Below are 18,036 nucleotides of genomic sequence, written 5' to 3' on the forward strand. Positions count from 1 at the left end.
TGCTACCGAGGGCCCCTGGCCCGGAACCTTTCGATTCCCTTACGGCAGGCGAGGACGGTCCCGGTGGTCACTATCAAGATCAGGAGCAGATTGCGGCCGTACGACCGGGGCAGCACCGTGGGATTGTCGGCGATCCGCCCGAAGCCCAGCACCAGCGGCAGCGCGACCACCACCACGGCGAGCCCGGTGATCGCCGCGATCCGGGCGGCCGGCTGCCGGCCCGGTCGGACCAGCCGGCGCAGCAGCCTCCCGGCGCCCACGACCAGCGGCAGGAACACCGCGTCGTGCAGCACCAGCAGCGCGATCCCGAACAGCGCCACCCCGGCCACGTCCACCTCGCCGTCGACCAGGGCGCCGCAGACGCCGTACCCCATGATCAACAATCCCGCGCCGATCAGCGCACGTCTCACGAGGCCCTCCGTACCGCGATCGTCCTGATCCATTTGGTCTGCTGGACCCCGGGCCGGTTCGGGGCGATCAGCCGGGCCGGGTAGCCGTGGTCCAGGGCCAGCGGCTCACCGCCGAGCCGCAACGCGACAAGGGTCCGCTCGTCGGCCGGGTTTCCGACCTTCGACGTCCGATGACGACCACCGGCTTGCAGCGACCGCACCTCGGCCGTGCACTCCCCCGGGTCGGCGTCGATCAAGCGCAGGAGATCCATCAGCCGTACGCCGGTCCAGGTCCCCACCGAGCTCCAGCCCTCCACACAGGCGATCGGCAGCACTGTCGTGTGCTGCGGCAGCGCCGCGAGGTCGGCGAGGCTCAGCTCGACGGTGCGGCCCAGGCCGGTGACGGTGAGCCGGTAGCCGGGGTCGAGCGCGGCGGCGCGCACCCCGGCCGCCGCGGCGGTCCGGTTCACCGGCAGTCCCTGCGGGCCGGTCCCGGGGCGGCGCGGCGCCAGCAGGGAGACCGGGGAGAGGAACCGCACGGTCTGCCCGAGCGTGGCCACCGTGATCACCCCGGCGGCCAGGCTCACGGCCAGCAGGAGCTCCCGGCGGCCCGCGGCGGCTTCGCGTCCGCCCGGCGTCCCGGAGCGGTCCGGCGCGGCATCGCCGCCGGCCGGCGTCTCCGATCTCCCCGCGGCACTCCGGGTGGCGTCCCCGCTTTCCGGCGTCCCGGCCCGGCCCGTGGCGGCCCGGCCGCGCAGGGCCTCCCGGATCACCGGCAGCTGCACCCCGACGTGGCTGGTCAGCGCGCCGGCGGCCAGCCAGGCGACCCAGTAGTGGGCGTTCGTGAAGAAGAACGGCATCGGGCCGTACCAGTGTGCGATGTTCAGCATCCCGCTGACCAGCTGGAACAGGGCCGCGCCGACAAGCGCCGCGACCGACAGCCGGGCGGCGGCGTGCGCCGGGTCGCGCACCGGCGGCCAGGTGAACAGGCGCGGATACACCGACCAGAGCTTCACGCCGAGCAGCGGGACCGCGGCCAGCCCGGTCGCCACGTGCAGGCCCTGGGTGACGCGGTAGAGGCCGGCCGGGCGCTCCGGGAGCGGCAGCCACCCGGCAGGATGCTGGAGCAGGTGGCTGTACAGCCCGGTCAGGAAGCAGATCCCGAAGGCGACGCCGAGCGCGACGCCGAGCTGGCTGGTCAGTCGTGTGGAGCGCAGCGGCGAGCCGGAGCCACCGGACGGCGACGAACCGGAGCCATCCGCGCCCGGCGGCGCGACGAGGCCGCCGGCACGCGGTGCCGGATCGAAGGCGCCGGCGCGCAGCGGGCCGCGCCGCAGGCGCTCCGGTGGTGGCGGCAGCGGCCGGGTCAGCCAGGTCAGGACGCGCCTCGCGCGGCTGTCAGGGTGCCGAACCATCGTCCCTCCTCGGTCCAGGTCTCGATCACGTCCAGGGCGCTGGACCGGGCCAGCGCCTCCAGGTCGTCGGCGGCCACCTGTGCCCAGCGCAGCGGCGCGCCCGGACCGGCGCCGCCGGGGACCGGACCTGCCGCGCCGGGATCGGGCGTGTGCAGCGTGGCCGGGCCGGCCCAACTGCCCGCGCCGGGTGGGGACAGTTCGGCGTGGACGCGGCCGTCCGGGGTGAGCAGTTCCCGGCAGCGCCGCAGCAGGGCGACCGGGTCGCCGCCGATGCCGACGTTGCCGTCGGCGAGCAGCACGTGCTCCCACCGGCCGCGGCCGGGCAGCGGCCGGAACACGTCGCGGCGCAGGGCGGTCGCGCCGCGGGCCTGGGCCAGGCGTACCGCGGCCGCGCTGACGTCGATGCCGAGCGCGGTCCGGCCGCGCCGCAGCAGCGCCTCGGTGAGGCGGCCCGGTCCGCAGCCGACGTCGAGCGTCGCCCCGGTGCAGCGGTCGAGCAGGCCGGAGTCGCCGGGCCGGTGGCCGGCGCACCAGTCGGCGGCGTCGGCGTGGTGCTCACGGCCGTTGGCGTCACGCAGGATCAGCGGGCTCCGGGCGCCCGCCGACGCGCGGTACAGCGCCCGGTCGAAGGCGTCGAGAGCGGCCCGGTCGCCGGGCGGGCAGACGACGGTGGGCGCGCTCATGCCCGGCCCCCGGCCGCGCCGGCCTGCGCGACGTCGGCACGGCCGGGGGCCGCTGCCGGTCTCGTGACGGCGGCGCCGGCGGCCCCCGTCGGCCGGGCCACGCAAGCGCCGCCGATCGTGCGGGCGACGATTGCGGGGAACCGCCGGCCGGGCTCGCACAGCGCGGCCACCGCTACCGCGTCGGCTGCCGTGTCGACGTCGCGCAGGCCGGGCAGCGACGCCGGGTGGACACCGCGCCCGTGCAGGGCGGCGAGCGTCAGTGCCCCGGTGCCGGCCGTGGACATCGGCACCTCCGACAGCACCGCCGCGGCGTCCGGGTCGCCCAGTCCCAGCGCCCACCAGCCGCCGTCCTCGGCCGGGCCGAGCACCGCGCCGTGCTCACGCAGCGACACCGCCGCGCGCCGCAGCAGCCCGGCGTCCACCTGCGGGGTGTCCATGCCGATCAGCAGGCTGGGCAGGCCTGGGCGGGCGGTGTCGGCGAACGCGTTCGCCAGGCGCTCCCCCAGCCCGTCGCCCCGCTGCGGCACTCGCTCCCAGCCGCCGGGCACCGGATACCGGCCGTCGAGCACGAGGATCCGCCGTACCACCGCAAGCTCTTCAGCGATGCCGAGGGTGTCCTGCAGCGCGGCCGCCGCGATCTGCGCCGCCTCAGCCGGCGTGCACGGCGGGCAGAGGCGCGTCTTCACCCGGCCCGGCAGCGGGGCCTTGGCCATCACCAGCAGCTGGACCATCGGGTCGGCGCCGCCCGCACGCCCGCCGTTCGCCAGTGGCTGGATCATCGGGCCAGCACCGCCCGCATGTCCGCGACGGCGCGCAGCGTGCCGCGGACCGTGCCGGTCACCTTGGACCTCGTCCCCGCGGCTCTCGGGTGGTAGGCGACGTCCAGTTCGGCGATCCGCCAACCGTCGCGGGCCGCGGCCAGCAGCAGCTCCAGCGGGTAGCCGAACCGGCGGTCGCGCAGCCCGAGCCCGAGCAGCGCGTCCCGCCGGGCGGCCCGCATCGGCGCGATGTCGTGCACCGCGACGCCGGTGTCCCGGCGGATCCTGCGGGCCAGCACCGCGTTGCCGAGGCGGGCGTGCAGCGGCCAGGCGCGTGCCTCGGTCGGCCGGCGCCGCCCGCAGGTCAGGTCCGCCTCGCCGGCGAGCACCGGCTCGGCGAGGCGGGGCAGGTCGGCCGGGTCGAACGAGCCGTCGGCGTCCATCACGCACACCACGCCGCCGGCCGGATCCGCGGCCAGCAGGCCGGCGTGCACCGCGGCGCCGTAGCCGCGCTCGGGCACGACGACCACCCGGGCGCCGTGCGATCGGGCGATCTCCGGTGAGCCGTCGGCCGAGCCGTTGTCGGCGACGATCGCCCGGAAGCCGTCCGGCATCCGCCGCAACAGGTCCGGCAACGCCGCGGCCTCGTTCAGGCAGGGCAACACCACATCGGTCATGAACGGCAAGTTAGTGCTGGTCAGTCGGGCCGGATCTTACGAAGTACGAACGTCGCCGGCAGTTCTTACGAACCGCTGACGGATCGGGCGTGATCGCTGTCCGGGCGCTCCGGTGGCCCTAGCGTCGCCGGCGTGACACATCTGCTCGTGACCGGCGGCGCCGGGTTCATCGGCTCGCACATCACCGCCGCGCTGCTGGCGGCGAACCATGACGTGTCCGTTCTGGACTGCGTCCATCCGGCGGCGCACGTCCGCCCGGTGCAGGTGCCCACGGGGGTGCGCCTGCACCGGGCGGACGTGCGCGACCCGGACGCGGTCCGCGCGGCGCTGCGGGGCGTCGACGCGGTGCTGCACCAGGCGGCGCTGGTCGGGCTCGGCGCCGGGCCGGGCGACCTGCCGGAGTACGTCGGCTGCAACGACCTGGGCACCGCTGTGCTGCTCGCGGCGATGTCCGAGGCCGGGGTGAAGCGGCTGGTGCTGGCCAGTTCGATGGTGGTGTACGGGGAGGGCGCGTACCGCTGCGACCGGCACGGCCCGGTGCGCCCCGCCCCGCGCGCGGCCCGCGACCTGCAGGCCGGCCACTTCGAACCGTCCTGCCCGGACTGCGGACAGCCGCTGGCCACCGGGCTCGTCGCGGAGGACGCGCCGCTCGATCCGCGCAGCGGGTACGCGGCGACCAAGGTCGCGCAGGAGCATCTGGCAGCGATCTGGGCGCGGGAGTGCGGCGCCGCCGTGGCGGCGCTGCGCTACCACAACGTGTACGGGCCGGGCATGCCCCGGGACACCCCGTACAGCGGCGTCGCGGCGATCTTCCGGTCCGCGCTGGCCGGCGGCCGGGCGCCGCAGGTGTACGAGGACGGCCGCCAGCGCCGCGACTTCGTGCACGTCACGGACGTCGCGGCGGCCAACGTGGCGGCGCTCGCGGCACGGCCCGGGTTCCGCGCCTACAACGTCGCCTCCGGCCGACCCATCACGATCGGCGAGGTGGCCGAGACGCTGGCCGGCGCGGTCGACGGCGCGCCCCCGGTGGTGACCGGCCGGTTCCGGCTCGGCGACGTGCGGCACGTGGTGGCCTCGCCCGGCCGTGCCGAGCGGGAACTGGGCTTCCGGGCCGCGGTGTCACCGGCCGACGGGTTGCGGGAGTTCGCGTGCGCCCCACTGCGCGGCTGACCGGTCGACCGGCGGCCGGCCGGGCCGGAGGTGGTCGCGCCGCCGCGCGACCCAGCCCCGACCGGTGGGCGGCCGCGGTGGCGTTCGCGCTGGTCGCCGCGGCAGTGCTGGCCGGCGCGGCGCTCGGCTGGGCGGGGCGTCCGGTACACGCGCCGGCCGCTCCGCTGTTCGGGCACCTGCTGCCGCACGCCGGCCCCGGCACACCGTTCGCGGTGATCGTCGCCATCGCGGTCGTCCACCGGGGAGCGTTGCTGGCCGAGCGGCTGCCGTGGCGCCGGCTGCTGGCCGGCGCCTGGGCGGCGTCGGTGGCGTGGACGTTCGCGCTGGCCCTGGTCGACGGCTGGCACCGCGGCGTCGCGGGGCGGCTGACCACCCCGTTCGAGTATCTGAGCGCGGTGCCCGCGGTCACCGGCGTGCGCGCGACGCTGCGCGGGTTCACCGGCCACATCCTGCTCGGCGCGCCGGACAACTGGCCCACCCATGTCGCCGGCCACCCGCCGGGGGCGCTGCTGGTCTTCGTCGCGCTGGACCGGCTGGGCCTGCGCGGCGGCGGGTGGGCCGGGACCGTCTGTGTGCTGGCCGGCTGCCTGGCCACGGTGGCGGTCGCGGTCACCCTGCGGGCGCTGGGCGACGAGCGGGCGGCCCGAGCGGCCCTGCCCTTCCTGGTGCTGTTCCCGGGCGCGGTGTGGGTCGGGGTGTCCGCCGACGGGCTGTTCACCGCGGTGGCGGCGAGCTCGCTCGCGCTGCTGGCGGTGGGACTGACCGGGCCGCGGTGGTGGTGTGCCGCGCTCGGCGGGGCCGGGCTGGCCGGCTGCGCCTACGTGTCGTACGGCCTGGTCCTGCTGGTGCTGCCGGCGGTCGCGGTGGTCGTCGCGGCGCGCGCCCGGCACCCGGCGATGCTCGGCTGGGCGGCGGCCGGCGCGGTGGCCGTGGCGGGCGTCGTCACCGGGCTCGGGTTCGCCTGGTGGGACGGGTACCGGCTGGTCAAGGTGCGCTATTACCAGGGGCTGGCGAGCTCCCGGCCGTACGCCTATTGGGTGTGGGCAAATCTGGCGGCCCTGGCCGTCAGCGCCGGGCCGGCCGCGGCCCCGATCCTGCGCCGCGCCGTCGCGGCGGTCCGCGGCGTCCGGACGCCGCCGGTGCTGCTCTGTCTCGGCGCGGCCGCCGCCGTGGTCGCGGCCGACCTGTCCGGGCTGAGCAAGGCCGAGGTGGAGCGGATCTGGCTGCCCTTCGCGGTCTGGCTGCCGGCCGCCGCGGCGCTGCTGCCCGGCCGCGGCCGGCGCGGCTGGCTGTGCCTGCAGGCGGCGACCGCGCTGCTGGTCAACCATCTGGTGCTGACCGCCTGGTGAGGGGGCTGGGTGTCGGTGATCCTTGCTCGGTCAGGTACGGCTGTATTCCATGACCCAGTTCGACTCCCAGGTTCGTCCCGCGTCGGCGGAGAATTCCTGTTCCCACCGTGCCGAGGTGGGGGTGATGTCGGACCAGATGAAATGAGCTTTGACGGGTTTGCCGTCGTGGGTGTCGTCGCCGTAGAAGTCGCCGCGGCCGTCGGTGAAGGTCCCTGCCACGGGAGGGTAGAGCAGGCCGGTGCGGCTGCTCGCCCAGTAGATCGACCATTCCTTGCGCTCCCTGTCGAACAGGCGCAGCGTGAGGCCGCAACTGCCGAGAGTGGGGAAAGCGATCTCTTCGATGGTCCCGCCACCGTCGAGGGCGGGCCGGCAGGTGCTGACGCCGGGGAAGGTCTCCCACTGGTCGCTGCCGGTGAACAGGCTCGAAAGCCGGCGGTTGGTCACGGTCCACGAGCCGATGAGGAAGTCGAAGTCGTTCATGCGGCGATCATGATCGGCTACCCCTGACATCTTCTGTCAGGGGTCTGGCAGACTCTCGCGGATGCGCGCGAGCCGACTGCTCTCCCTTCTTCTGCTGCTGCAGAACCGCGGCCGGATGAGCGCGACGCAGCTGGCCGCCGAACTGGACGTGAGCGCCCGGACGGTCTACCGGGACGTCGAGGCCCTCGCCTCGGCCGGCATTCCGATCTACGCCGAACCCGGGCCGTCGGGTGGATATCAGCTCATGGACGGCTACCGCACCCGGCTGACCGGGCTGACCGCCGCCGAAGCCGGTTCGCTGTTCCTGACCGGCTTACCGCAACCGGCCGCCGAACTCGGCCTGGGCGCTCACCTGGCCGCCGCGGAACTCAAGCTGACGGCGGCGTTTCCGACGCCGTATCGGGAAGCATCGACCCGCATCCGGCAACGCTTCCACCTCGACACGCCCGGCTGGTACCGGGAGCCGGACGCGGTGCCGCACCTGCTCGCCCTCGCCGACGCGCTGTGGCAGGACCAAGCCGTCGAGGTGCGCTACCGGCGGTGGTCTCCCCGCCCCGGCGAAGTCGTCCGTCGCCTGCACCCGCTGGGTCTGATCCTCAAGGCGGGCGTCTGGTACCTGATCGCGGGCGGGTACGACCAGCCACGCACCTACCGGGTCGCCGGGATCATCGACCTGCGGCCGTTGCCCGAACATTTCACGCGGCCCCACGGCTTCGACCTGGCCGCGTTCTGGCAGGCACACGTGCAACGCTACGAACAGGCCGACACCGGCCAGGTCATGACCGTGCGCCTCACCCCGGACGGCGTGACCGCCCTGCGTGACGTGCTCGGCCCCAGGGCCGCACGCCTCGCGCTGCGCGCCCTCGCTCCCGCCGGCCCGGACGGCTGGCACCAGGCCGCCATCCCGCTGGAGAACGTGACCCAGGCCGCGGCGATGCTCCTGCGACTGGGCGCCGACGTGCAGGTCCTGGCCCCCGCCGAGCTGGTCGCCCACCTGACCGCCACGATCCGGGCGATGAGCCGGCTGTATCCCGCATGATCCCGTCGAGCCACCGGGATCGTCCCGCGTGCGCCGGGGCGGCGAGGGCGCTCAGACGGGGTACGCGGAAACGCCCGGACCGGAAGCCGGTGAACTCGGTGCGGGCCGGTCCGCGCCCACGGGAAACCGGGCCGGCGTGCGCGGGAACAGAGCCGGCGTGCGCGGGAACAGAGCCGGCGTGGGGCCGAGGTCAGCGCCAGGTGTGCCGGGGCTCGTAACCGAGCAGCCGCCGGGCCTTGTCGATCGACAGCAGCGTCTCGTGCTCGCCCAGCTCGCGGGTGACCGGCACGTCCGGGAAGTATTCCGCGGCCAGCGAGCGGGACGACCGGCTCATCACGGTGTCGGCGTTGGCGATCACGAAGATCTCCACGCCGGTACGGTCGTAGCCCAGCGCCCGTCGCACCGCCTGCGCCCCGTCGCGGGCGTCGATGTAGCCCCACAGGTTCCAGATCCGCTGCCGCGGGTCGGCGTCGAACGAGGGGAACGTCGCGTAGTCGTCCGGGGTCATCACGTTGGAGAAACGCAGCCCGACCATGGTGAGCTCCGGGTTCCACCGGCAGAACTGCGCGGCCATCTGCTCGTCGAGGTGCTTCGCCAGCGAGTACGACGTCTCCGGCCGGGCCGCGTACTCCTCGTCCACCGGAAGGTACGGCGGCGGCGTGTCGAACGGCAGCCCGAGCAGCGTCTCGCTGGACGCCCAGACGATCCGGTCGATGCCTGCCGCGCGGGCCGCCGCGAACACGTGGTAACTCGCGGTGATGTTGTTGGCGAAGGTCGCCGCGTTCGTCGCCAGGCCCGGCCCCGGGATCGCGCCGAGGTGCACCACCGCGTCGACACCGGAGTGCCGGTCGTCGATCGCGGTCAGCGCCTCCACCACCTGGCCGTAATCGGTCAGGTCCACACGGGTCCACGGGCAGACCTGCTCGCCGGGCGCCGCCAGGTCCAGGTTGACCACCTCGTACCCGTGGTCGACGAGCTCCTGCAGAACGAAGCGGCCGAGCTTGCCGCTGCCACCGGTAACCGCGATACGGGTCATGCCGGTGACCCTAACGGATCATGGGGCGGGGCCGGGCCGCGGCCACCGGCAGCGGGATCGTCAGGAGTCCGGGCAGGCGAACGCGACCGGCAGGGACAGCCACCGGTGCAGCACCGCGACCAGCAGCGGGCTGGCCAGCCGGCCGAGGCCCACCTACGCTCTGCCGCGGCGCCCTGCGGCCGGGAGCGGGATGGGTCGTCAGGTGCGGACGATCAAGGAGGTGGGGATGACGACGGTGCGGGGCGGTCCGGTGTAGCCGTCGATCCGGGTCAGTGCCAGGCGGGCCGCTTCGCGGCCCAGGGCGGTCATGTCGTGGGCGACCACGGTGACGCCCACGACGTCGGCCAGCTCGAAGTCGTCGAAGCCGACCAGCGCCGGCGGGCGTGCCCGCAGTGCGCCGGTGGTCAGCCGGTTGTTGGTGGCGAACACCGCGGTGGGCGGGGACGGCAGGGCCATCAGCTCGCGGACGGTGCGCTCGGCGGTCACCGCGTCGTGGACGTCGGTGCGCAGGTAGGGCTCCCACTCGGTGTTGCCGGCCGCGCGCATCGCCGCGGCGAAACCCTCGATCCGGGCGCGCTGCGACGCCGTGCGGACCAGGTCGGCGACGAGCGCGATCCGGTGGTGGCCGGCGGCGAGCAGATGCTCGGCCGCGGAACGGGCTCCGCCGGCGTTGTCGATCAGCACGCAGTCGGCGGCGAGGCCTTCCGGGGGCCGGTCCAGGAACACCACCGGGATGTCCGTCGGATACTCCTGGCCGGCGGGTGTGCCGGCGGTGCGCGCGTCGCCGTCCGGAGCGCCGGAGGGGGCCCGGTAGCCACTGCTGGGCACCACCAGCAGGGCGCGGACCCGCCGCTCCAGCAACGCCTCGATGAGGTCGCGTTCGCGTTCGCGGTCCTCGTCGTTGTTCGCGGTGACCAGCAGCAGTCCGTGCCGGCGCAGCTCGCGTTCGACGCCGCTGGCGACCGCCGAGTAGAACGGGTTGGCCAGGTCGCCGCTGATCAGGCCGACCAGCGCCGAGCCGCCGCCGGTGCGCAGCTCGTGGGCCAGCCGGTTGCGCCGGTAGCCGAGCTCGTCCGCGGCCGCGAGGACCCGCGCCCGGGTCGTGGCGGACACGTAGGCCTCCTGGTTGAGCGCCCGGGAGGCGGTTTTGACACTGACGCCTGCTCGGGCGGCCACCTGGCTGAGGGTCACCGGCATTTCACTCCGTCGATCGGAAAGTTTCCCGGGCAGTCTACCGACAACGATGTCATAGATATCTTTGTATGGATCGGCCGACGGCGGTCCGGCCCCTGATCGGCCTGGTCACTCTACTGCCCCGGGCCACCCGGCAGCCGGCCTGCGCCCCGGCCGCACCGGAACGAGACGCCTCCCCATGCCGCTAGAGCATCCTAGGAGGATGGGACAATACCTCGTGACGCCGGAGCTGACCGGCTGGACCAGCAGGGCGCCGGGCAGCGTGCCGAGGACCGAGCCGCGGCCGCCCATGGTGGAGGTGCCGACGACGACCGCGAGCTCCTTGCCGGATCCGACCGACTGGTCCAGCGTGGACGCGGCCTGGGCGATCAGGAGGCCCCCCGCGCCGGCGGTGCCGTGGCCGATGTGGACGCGCTCACCGAGATCCGCTGGGTGACCGTGCGCGGGCAGGCCCCGACCCATCCGTTCTGATCTCCGCGTGGTAGGCATTGCCCCGCACTCAGGGGAGGGACCGACCACCATGGCGGACGAACACGTCGGGAGCACACCACCGCACCGGCCGCGGGATCTGACGCCGGCGCAGCTCGGGTTCACGCCGGCGAAGCCGGTGGCCTGGCTGTCGCCGGTGCAGCTGGCCGGGACCGGGCTGCGGGTGGCGCTGTCCGGGATCCAGGGCAGCTATCTGGACAAGCGGGAGCTGCAGGGGTCCTTTCCGGACGAGGTGGACCGCGAGGCGGGCCCGGACGGGGAGCTGTGGATCGACTTCGTGGCCGACCTCGGCGACGGGTTCGACGCCACCTACTCGGTCGCCTATCTGCTGGCGCAGCCGCGGCTCACGGTCGGCGACCACGTGCTGCCGCGGGGGCGGGCGCTGGTGCTCGGCGGGGACGAGGTGTACCCGACGCCGAGCACCCAGCGGTACGAGGACCGGCTGATCGGGCCATACCGCGCGGCGCTGCCGTCGGTGCCGGACGGCGGCGACCCCCCGCGGATGTACGCGCTGCCCGGCAACCACGACTGGTACGACGGCCTGACCGCGTTCCTGCGCCTGTTCACCGGCAGCCGGCGGACCGAGATCGGGGGCTGGCATCTCCCGCAGAACCGGTCGTACTTCGCGGTGCGGCTGCCCGCCGGCTGGTGGCTGTTCGCCCTGGACGACCAGGCGTCGACCTATCTCGACGACCCCCAGCTGGAGTACTTCACGCGGGTCGCGGCCGGCTTCGGCCCGGACCCCAAGGTGATCATCGCGTCGGCCAGTCCCACCTGGGTCCAGGGCGCCGACAGGCCGGCGGTCCACGAGTCATTGGACTATTTCCTCCGTACGGTCATCGCCCCCACCGGCGCACGGGTGCGTCTCATGCTCTCCGGCGACTGGCACCACTACGCCCGCTACAGCGGCCCGGACCGCGAGCTGATCACGTGCGGCGGCGGTGGCGCCTACCTCTACCCGACGCACCAGCTGCCGGAGTCCATCGAGGTGCCGCCGGCGCCGTTGCAGACGTCGTCGCCGCGCGAGACGTACACGCTGGAATCCCGCTTCCCCGGCAAGCGGATGTCGCAGGCGTACGCGGCCAGCATCTTCGGCCGGCTGCCCAAGCACAACCCGAGCTTCATCGCGATGGTCGGCGCGGTGCACACCGCGCTCCTGCTCGCCGCCGACGGTGTGCTCAGCAGCGGGTTCGGCAGCCCGCTGCAAAAGTTCGCGCTGGTCCCGCTCTTCCTGCTGATCGCCGCGGTGATCGCCGGGACGTACGCGTTCGCGCACCTGAGCGATTCGCTGGAGGGCCGCCACCGGCGCCGGGTGCTGGGCCTGTTGCACGGCGCCGCGCACCTGGGGCTGGCCGCGCTGGGCACCTGGGCGTGGCAGGAGCTGCCGATGCACGCCTGGCGCTGGCCGTGGTCGCTGATCGCCACGCTGACGGTCTACGGCGTGGTCTCCGGGCTCGCCGCGACCGAGCTGGTCGCGGTCTACCTGCTGTGCGCCGCCCGCTTCGGGGTCAACCTGAACGAGCTGTTCTCCGCGTCCGGGATCATCGACTCGAAGTCGTTCCTGCGCCTGCACATCGCGGCGGACGGCACGCTGACCGTCTACCCGATCGGGGTGCGCCGCGCCGCCCGCCGCTGGCGGGCGGACCCGGACGGTGAACCGCACACCTCCTGGATCGTGCCTGTCGACCGGCTGCACGCGCACCTCATCGAGGAGCCGATCGTCCTGGCGCCGGCGCCGGCGCCGGCGACGTCAGCAGGTGCCGCAGACCCATCACGCTGATCACCCGCTCGACGATGCCTACCGCGCCGGTCAGGCGGAACGTCAGGCCGGCTCGCTCGGCGGCGAGGTACCCGCTGATCAGGGCGCTGAGCGCCTCCGAGTCGATGAACCGGACCCGGCTGAGGTCGACGACCAGGTGTGAGCCGTCGGCGGCCCGCAGGGCGGCGCGCAGCTCGGCGCTCGATCCGATGTCGAAGGAGCCGGCCAGCTTCAGCCGGGCCGCCGGCACACCGTCGGCGCCGGGCTCGGCCGGCACCGAAGCGATCGTGAAGTAGTCGTCCGCCACGCTATTCGCCTACCAGCCGGCGGCCGGGCCGCTCCCGGCGGGGTTGTCCCGTGGCGGCCGGCCGTACCGCAGGCAGTGGCTCGTTTCCCAGCGGATCCATCGTCCGGGTGTGCCCCTGGACGGGCTGGTCATGCCGGACCCGGGCGCGAGTTCACCCGATCGGGCGCCGCGGTCACGCCGGCCGGGATCCCCGTCGGCCGGCGTGACGGCATGCGCGGGCTCACGCCTGCACGATGTGCGAGGGCCGGTGGTGCGAGCGGACGCCGGCGATGCCGACGACGATGCCGCCGATCCCGACGAAGCACAGCGTCGTCGCGCCGACCAGGATGAACGTCGCCAGTCCGAGGCCCGGCCAGACCAGGATGGTGACCGCGGCCAGCACCACGCACAGGCCCAGGGCGATGTGAGCGCCGCTGTGCGATTCACCACTCCCGACCGAGGTGACGATCTCGGCCACCCCGTCCAGCAGCCAGCCCAGCGCGACCAGGACCAGCAGCAGCGTCATCGAGCCGGCGAGATTCCGCAGGCACAGCACGCCGAGCAGGCTGACCAGGAGGCCGAGGACGACGCCCAGGACCCGGTTCGGCGCCGGCGCGTCCGAGGCGAGGACGAACTGCAGAATCCGCACCACGCCGAAGGCCAGCAGGTTCAGGCCGAACAGGAAGCCGACCACCTTGAGCGTGGCCGACGGCCAGGCGAACGCGACGATGCCCAGGACCAGGGCCAGCACACCGGCGGCCACGGTGGTCCATCCCGCCTTTCCCCCCATGGGAAGAACCTCTCTGCTCGTGGGTCAGTCCTGGCGGACCTCACGGCCGTGCACTGCCAGGGCGTAGATGACCAGCACGTCGATGGCGATCACGATGGCGCACCAGACCGGGTACGCGGGCAGGAACATCAGGTTCGCCAGCGCGCTGAGGACCGCGACGGTGATGCCGACGACGCGGGCCCAGGTCTGTCCGAGGAACACACCGATGCCGGTGAGGATCGCGAGCGCGCCGAGCACCAGGTGGGTCCAGCCCCAGACGGTGTAGTCGAACGTGAGGACCAGACCGGAGCTGGTGGTCACGTAGTAGGTGTCGCGGAGGATGGCGACCATTCCCTCGATCACCTGGAAGCCGCCGACGAGCAGCAGCATGACGCCGGCGAAGACCACCGCGCCGACCCAGGCGGTGGGCTCGGTGACCGGCGGGTAGTAAGGCTCCTGGTCCGCGTATGTGGTGCGCTGCTTGGTGTTCGACATATCGTTGTCTCCTTCCCTCAGTTCTGGTGGCGGCGCCGCGCCGGCGCCTCCGGTGGATCACTGGACGCCGTCGTGACGGCCAGGCCGGTCAGCGCCCCGGCGGCCGCTCCCCCGGAGGTGCGACCGGGCAGCGGCGGCGGGGACGGAACCCGGGCGTGCGCCGCGCGAGGTTCGATCGGGAGCGCCGCCGCGGGAGCCGGATCCGGCACCGGAACGCCGGGACGTCGGCGGTGGACGTGGGCGCGCGCCGGCTCCGCCGTTCGCGGAGCGCGACCAGCAGCACCACCAGTGCCAACAAGCACAGCACCATGCTCATCGCATCTCCCGCTGGTCCGCGTCATCCCCGGGGGATGAGCCGGGGCCCCAATTCCGGGGGCGCCAGTTCTCGACGACCTTGGCCACCGCGGTGACCAGGAAGAGTTGGCCGGTGAGCGCCTCGAGCACGGCGATCGTCTGCGCCGGGTTGCCGGCCGGGACGAAATCGCCGTAACCGGTGGTGGTGACCGTGACGAAGCTGAAGAACAGCGTCTCGGACAGCGCCGGGTCGCCGCGCTCGCCGAACAGCGGACCGGGCTGCACCTGGGCCAGGCACTGGTAGGCGAACCCGAAGGCCATCCCGATCAGCAGGTATGCCGCCACCGCCCCGAGCAGCGTCTCCCGGTCGACCCGGTCGCGGCGGCTCAGGTCCCGGACGATCGCGACCGGCGCGAGCAGGTACAGCGCGGCGGCCGCGGAGAACGCCACCCCGCTCAGCAGCCGGCTACCGGTCAGGAGCATGACCGTGGCGGCGGCCAGGGCCAGGGTGAAGACCACCGCCCCGGCGTGCCGCAGCCCCTGGCGCGCCCGGGACACCCGCAGCGACTGCCAGACCGTGGCGGTCTGCACGGTGACCAGGACGGCGACGGTCCAGCGGCGCTCGGCGAGGACGGCCAGCAGGTAGGTGCCGACGATCAGGAACAGCACCGGGCCGTACCCGGAATCGCACCGGTGCGGCAGATCCCGCGATGTCTCGGTCATCCGGTCCCCGGCCGTTTCAGCTCACCCGCCGTCCGGCCACCGCGGACGTGCGGGCGTCCGGCCCGCTCTCCGGGAGCGGGGCGGGCGTGCGGGGCAGGAACCAGGCCGCCACCAGACCGATGATCCCGGCCAGGACGACCGAGAGCATCGCGACGGTGTACCCGGTGCCCGGCCGCGAGCCGAGGTGGGCCACCAGGATCGTCCCGGCGACCGCGCCGCCCAGCGCCGAGCCGAGGTTGGAGACGCTGCGGGACAGCCCGGAGATCTCGCCTTGCAGGTCCTCGCCGAACGCCGACTGCACGACGTTCACCGACGGGGTGAGCATGCCGCCCAGCCCGAAGCCGAGCACGAACAGGCCGGGGGCGAACGCCCACACCGCGTCGGACACGCGGACCAGGGTCAGCAGCAGCACGACCCCCACCACCGTGATCACGAAGCCGACCAGGATCAGCGTGCGCTGGGCGCGCCGCCTCGCGAAGCGTCCCGCGGCGAGCGACGAGATCAGCAGCCCGGCCGTGGTCGCGGTGAACACCAGGCCTGTCTCGATGGCGTTGTAACCCCGCTCCACCTGCAGGTACGCCGACACCACGAACGACGTGCCCATCAGCATCAGCCATTGGGCGCACTGGGTGATCAGGCCGATGTTCGAGGTCCGGTTGCGGAACAGGGCGGTGGACAGCAACGCCTGCCGCCCGGCCCGCTCCCTGGCCCGCACCGAGGCGAAGAACCAGGCCAGCACGCCGGCCCCGGCCACCAGCAGGCCGAGCATGAGCCACACGTTGTCGTCCGCGGCCAGGATGCCGGAGACGAGCAGGACCAGGCCGAGGGCGGACAGCACGGCGCCGGCGGTGTCCATCTTCTGGCTGGGGTCCGGCGGCAGCGGGTCGTACACCCACAGGCGGCTCAGGACCGCGATCAGCAGCACCACAGCGGCCTGGAACCCGAAGGCGGCCCGCCAGCTGACCGCGGTGGTGATGAGCCCGCCGATCAGCGGCCCGGCCGCGGCGCCGATCCCGCCCAGCGCGCTGATCGCCCCGAACGCCTTGGCCCGTGAGGTGGTGCTCGTGAACAGCAGCGTGGTGAGGATGTAGACGGGCGGGATCAGCATCGCCGTGCCGACCCCCTCCAGCAGGGAGTTGCCCAGGATCAGCACGCCCAGGCCGGGGGCGGCCGCGCTGAGCAGCGCGCCGGCCGCGTAGACCAGCAGGCCCACGGTCAGGCAGCGCTTGCGGCCGATCCGGTCGGTCAGCCGGCCGCCGGGGATCATGAGCGCGGCCATCACCAGCAGGAAGATGGTGATCGCCAGCTGCACGCCGGCCACCGTGGTGTCCAGGTCCGCGCTGATGTCGTTGATCATCACGTTCATGTTCGAGCCGGCGAAGCTGCAGATGAACTGGGCCAGCGCGAACGGGATCAGGGCTCGCTTGAGATCGGTCACGGCCGCTCCTGGAACCGGCCGCGGACCCGGCCCGGGGCGCGGCACAGCGGAGGGTGTGCGCGTCGCGTCAACATGCTCTACAGATTCGGTGGCGGGCGCCCGGCGCCGGATCATCCCGGCAGGATGAGGGTCCGGGCGGGACCTTCGGCGACCCTCGTACCATGCCAGGTACGAGGATCCGCCTGACCCACGAGACCGAGGAGGCCACCGCCGCCGGGATCTACGGGGTCATCGTGGGCGCCGCGGTTCTGGTCACCGCGCACGTGCTGACGGCCTGGCGGGACGTCGTCGCGGTGCTGGTGGCCCTGATGGTCTACTGGGCCGCGGAACGGTACGCCCGGATCGTGGCCGAGCGCATCCACGAGGGCCACCGCCCGACCTGGCACACCGTGCGCGAACAGCTGACCAGCGGCTGGGAGCTGGTGACCGCGTCGGTACTGCCGCTGCTCGCGCTGATCGCGGCGCGCACGGCCGGCGCCCCGCTGCTCACCGCGGAGATCGTCTCGCTGCTGTGCAGCACGCTGCTGCTCTGCGTGGCCGGCTGGCGGATCGGCGCGGACGGCCGGCTGACCCAGCCCGAGCGGGTGGTCTCCACGCTGGTGGCCGGCACGTTCGGGGCGGTGCTCATCGTGCTCAAGACGCTGCTGCACTGACAACGCGGGGCGGTCCCGCCGCCACCCCGCTCTCATCCCCCACGGATGAGGTCGGCGGACCGCGGACAGCGCGGCCCGCACGCCCCGGAGGTGAGCGCCGTGCCGGAACCCGCCGGGTTGCGGGCCCGGATTCCGCGCCGGCTGCGGCCGCGGGCCGCGCTGATCCTCGGCAGCAACGCCGGGCGGCTGGTGCTCGCCGGCCTCGGTGAGCTGGTCCGGGTCCAGATCTTCGACCGGGCGATGACGCTGGCCGCTCAGGCGTTCACCTCGATCTTCCCGTTGCTGATCTCGCTGGCTGCGCTGCTGGAGCCGGCCTGGCGGGAACGGTTGGCGAGTCTGCTGCGGCTGCGCGGACCCAGCGAGGATCTACTCCAGGATGCGTTGAGCGGCAGTCCCAGCAACGCGTTCGGGCTCGCCGGCATGCTGATCGTGATCCTGTCGGCGACCGGGCTGAGCCGGGCGCTGGTGCGGGCCTACCGGGTGGTGTGGACGGTCGAGCACAAGCCGGCCGGGGCGGCGGCGACCGGGCGGCAGATCGGCACCGTGCTGGCGCTGGTGGTCTTCTCGCTCGGCGCCCGCCTGCTGGGGTGGGTGGCCTCGCTGCTGCCGGCGCCACATGTCTTCGGGGTACTGGTGTCACTGCTCGCGGATGTCACGCTGGCGATCCTGCTGCCCTGGCTGCTGCTGGGCGCCGGGGCGCCGCGCGGTCCGCTGCTGACCGGGGGACTGGCGTTCGGCCTGATGATGATCGGGGTGCGCGCCGCCGGAGCGGTGTGGCTGCCCCGGGCGCTGCAGTCCAGCACCGACCGGTACGGCACGATAGGTCTGGCGTTCACCTACATCGGCTGGCTCTACGTCCTGTCGTTCTGTCTGCTGCTGTCCGCGGTGATCGGCGGGATGCTCGCCGGAGGCCCGGCCGCCCGGCGATGACGTGGCAGGC

19 protein-coding genes are annotated in these 18,036 nt (G+C 73.9%); 6 read left to right on the plus strand and 13 right to left on the minus strand.

Annotated features, from left to right (window positions below; genetic code table 11):
* Positions 1-2: 2 nt before the first annotated feature.
* From Asi03nite_RS00715 to Asi03nite_RS00735, 5 genes are read right to left on the minus strand one after another with little or no spacing between them, the layout of a single operon-like run.
* The gene (locus Asi03nite_RS00715; protein WP_203676163.1) at positions 3-410 is read right to left on the minus strand and encodes a hypothetical protein; all 408 of its coding nucleotides are present in this window, start codon (positions 408-410) and stop codon (positions 3-5) included.
* The gene (locus Asi03nite_RS00720; protein ID WP_203676164.1) at positions 407-1,804 is read right to left on the minus strand and encodes a molybdopterin-dependent oxidoreductase; all 1,398 of its coding nucleotides are present in this window, start codon (positions 1,802-1,804) and stop codon (positions 407-409) included. Before Asi03nite_RS00720 ends, Asi03nite_RS00715 begins: the two co-directional genes overlap by 4 nt.
* Complete coding sequence (locus Asi03nite_RS00725) at positions 1,765-2,487, minus strand: class I SAM-dependent methyltransferase (protein WP_203676169.1); 723 nt, start codon at positions 2,485-2,487, stop codon at positions 1,765-1,767. Before Asi03nite_RS00725 ends, Asi03nite_RS00720 begins: the two co-directional genes overlap by 40 nt.
* Positions 2,484-3,218: a TIGR04282 family arsenosugar biosynthesis glycosyltransferase gene (locus Asi03nite_RS00730; protein WP_203676232.1), complete on the minus strand. Its 735-nt coding sequence runs from the start codon at positions 3,216-3,218 to the stop codon at positions 2,484-2,486. Before Asi03nite_RS00730 ends, Asi03nite_RS00725 begins: the two co-directional genes overlap by 4 nt.
* Before the next feature lie 44 nt (positions 3,219-3,262).
* Positions 3,263-3,931: a glycosyltransferase family 2 protein gene (locus Asi03nite_RS00735; protein ID WP_203676171.1), complete on the minus strand. Its 669-nt coding sequence runs from the start codon at positions 3,929-3,931 to the stop codon at positions 3,263-3,265.
* Between the two features lie 123 nt (positions 3,932-4,054).
* Between Asi03nite_RS00735 and Asi03nite_RS00740 the strand changes: the two genes are divergently transcribed.
* Positions 4,055-5,092 (plus strand): NAD-dependent epimerase/dehydratase family protein, encoded by a 1,038-nt coding sequence (locus Asi03nite_RS00740; protein ID WP_239102235.1) that lies wholly within the window; start codon positions 4,055-4,057, stop codon positions 5,090-5,092.
* A complete protein-coding gene (locus tag Asi03nite_RS00745; protein WP_373872072.1) occupies positions 5,089-6,441 on the plus strand; it encodes a hypothetical protein in 1,353 nt (450 codons plus the stop codon). The genes Asi03nite_RS00740 and Asi03nite_RS00745 overlap by 4 nt, the downstream gene beginning before the upstream one ends.
* Before the next feature lie 30 nt (positions 6,442-6,471).
* Here Asi03nite_RS00745 and Asi03nite_RS00750 read toward each other — a convergent pair whose 3' ends face one another.
* Positions 6,472-6,921, minus strand: a complete 450-nt coding sequence (locus tag Asi03nite_RS00750; protein ID WP_203676172.1) for a hypothetical protein — start codon at positions 6,919-6,921, stop codon at positions 6,472-6,474.
* A 61-nt stretch (positions 6,922-6,982) separates the two neighbouring features.
* Between Asi03nite_RS00750 and Asi03nite_RS00755 the strand changes: the two genes are divergently transcribed.
* Positions 6,983-7,960, plus strand: coding sequence for a helix-turn-helix transcriptional regulator (locus tag Asi03nite_RS00755; RefSeq protein ID WP_203676174.1), 978 nt, complete (start codon positions 6,983-6,985; stop codon positions 7,958-7,960).
* Positions 7,961-8,150: 190 nt separating this feature from the next.
* Here the strand turns inward: Asi03nite_RS00755 and Asi03nite_RS00760 are convergent, their stop codons facing one another.
* Entirely contained in the window at positions 8,151-8,996 is an 846-nt protein-coding gene (locus tag Asi03nite_RS00760; RefSeq protein ID WP_203676176.1) for an NAD-dependent epimerase/dehydratase family protein, read from the minus strand.
* 198 nt (positions 8,997-9,194) lie between these two features.
* Positions 9,195-10,193, minus strand: a complete 999-nt coding sequence (locus Asi03nite_RS00765; protein ID WP_203676177.1) for a LacI family DNA-binding transcriptional regulator — start codon at positions 10,191-10,193, stop codon at positions 9,195-9,197.
* 517 nt (positions 10,194-10,710) lie between these two features.
* On the opposite strand from Asi03nite_RS00765, the gene Asi03nite_RS00770 reads away from it, so the two are divergent.
* Positions 10,711-12,459 (plus strand): metallophosphoesterase family protein, encoded by a 1,749-nt coding sequence (locus Asi03nite_RS00770; protein WP_203676179.1) that lies wholly within the window; start codon positions 10,711-10,713, stop codon positions 12,457-12,459.
* Here the strand turns inward: Asi03nite_RS00770 and Asi03nite_RS00775 are convergent.
* From Asi03nite_RS00775 to Asi03nite_RS00795, 5 genes are all read right to left on the minus strand, one after another.
* Complete coding sequence (locus Asi03nite_RS00775) at positions 12,383-12,745, minus strand: STAS domain-containing protein (protein WP_239102237.1); 363 nt, start codon at positions 12,743-12,745, stop codon at positions 12,383-12,385. The two genes, Asi03nite_RS00770 and Asi03nite_RS00775, sit on opposite strands and share 77 nt — an antisense overlap.
* A gap of 220 nt (positions 12,746-12,965) precedes the next feature.
* Positions 12,966-13,514, minus strand: a complete 549-nt coding sequence (locus tag Asi03nite_RS00780) for a DUF308 domain-containing protein (protein WP_203676182.1) — start codon at positions 13,512-13,514, stop codon at positions 12,966-12,968.
* 24 nt (positions 13,515-13,538) lie between these two features.
* Positions 13,539-13,988, minus strand: a complete 450-nt coding sequence (locus Asi03nite_RS00785) for a DUF7144 family membrane protein (protein ID WP_203676184.1) — start codon at positions 13,986-13,988, stop codon at positions 13,539-13,541.
* A 312-nt stretch (positions 13,989-14,300) separates the two neighbouring features.
* On the minus strand, positions 14,301-15,005 hold the full coding sequence (locus tag Asi03nite_RS00790) for a potassium channel family protein (protein ID WP_203676186.1): 705 nt from the start codon (positions 15,003-15,005) through the stop codon (positions 14,301-14,303).
* A 16-nt stretch (positions 15,006-15,021) separates the two neighbouring features.
* Positions 15,022-16,443, minus strand: coding sequence for an MFS transporter (locus Asi03nite_RS00795; protein ID WP_239102239.1), 1,422 nt, complete (start codon positions 16,441-16,443; stop codon positions 15,022-15,024).
* A gap of 161 nt (positions 16,444-16,604) precedes the next feature.
* On the opposite strand from Asi03nite_RS00795, the gene Asi03nite_RS00800 reads away from it, so the two are divergent.
* Both Asi03nite_RS00800 and Asi03nite_RS00805 read left to right on the plus strand, forming a co-directional pair.
* Entirely contained in the window at positions 16,605-17,096 is a 492-nt protein-coding gene (locus Asi03nite_RS00800) for a hypothetical protein (RefSeq protein WP_203676190.1), read from the plus strand.
* A 99-nt stretch (positions 17,097-17,195) separates the two neighbouring features.
* Positions 17,196-18,026, plus strand: a complete 831-nt coding sequence (locus Asi03nite_RS00805) for a YhjD/YihY/BrkB family envelope integrity protein (RefSeq protein WP_203676198.1) — start codon at positions 17,196-17,198, stop codon at positions 18,024-18,026.
* Positions 18,027-18,036 lie beyond the last annotated feature (10 nt).

Origin of the sequence: Actinoplanes siamensis, assembly GCF_016862395.1 — a bacterium.
In the GTDB taxonomy this organism is placed as follows: domain Bacteria; phylum Actinomycetota; class Actinomycetes; order Mycobacteriales; family Micromonosporaceae; genus Actinoplanes; species Actinoplanes siamensis.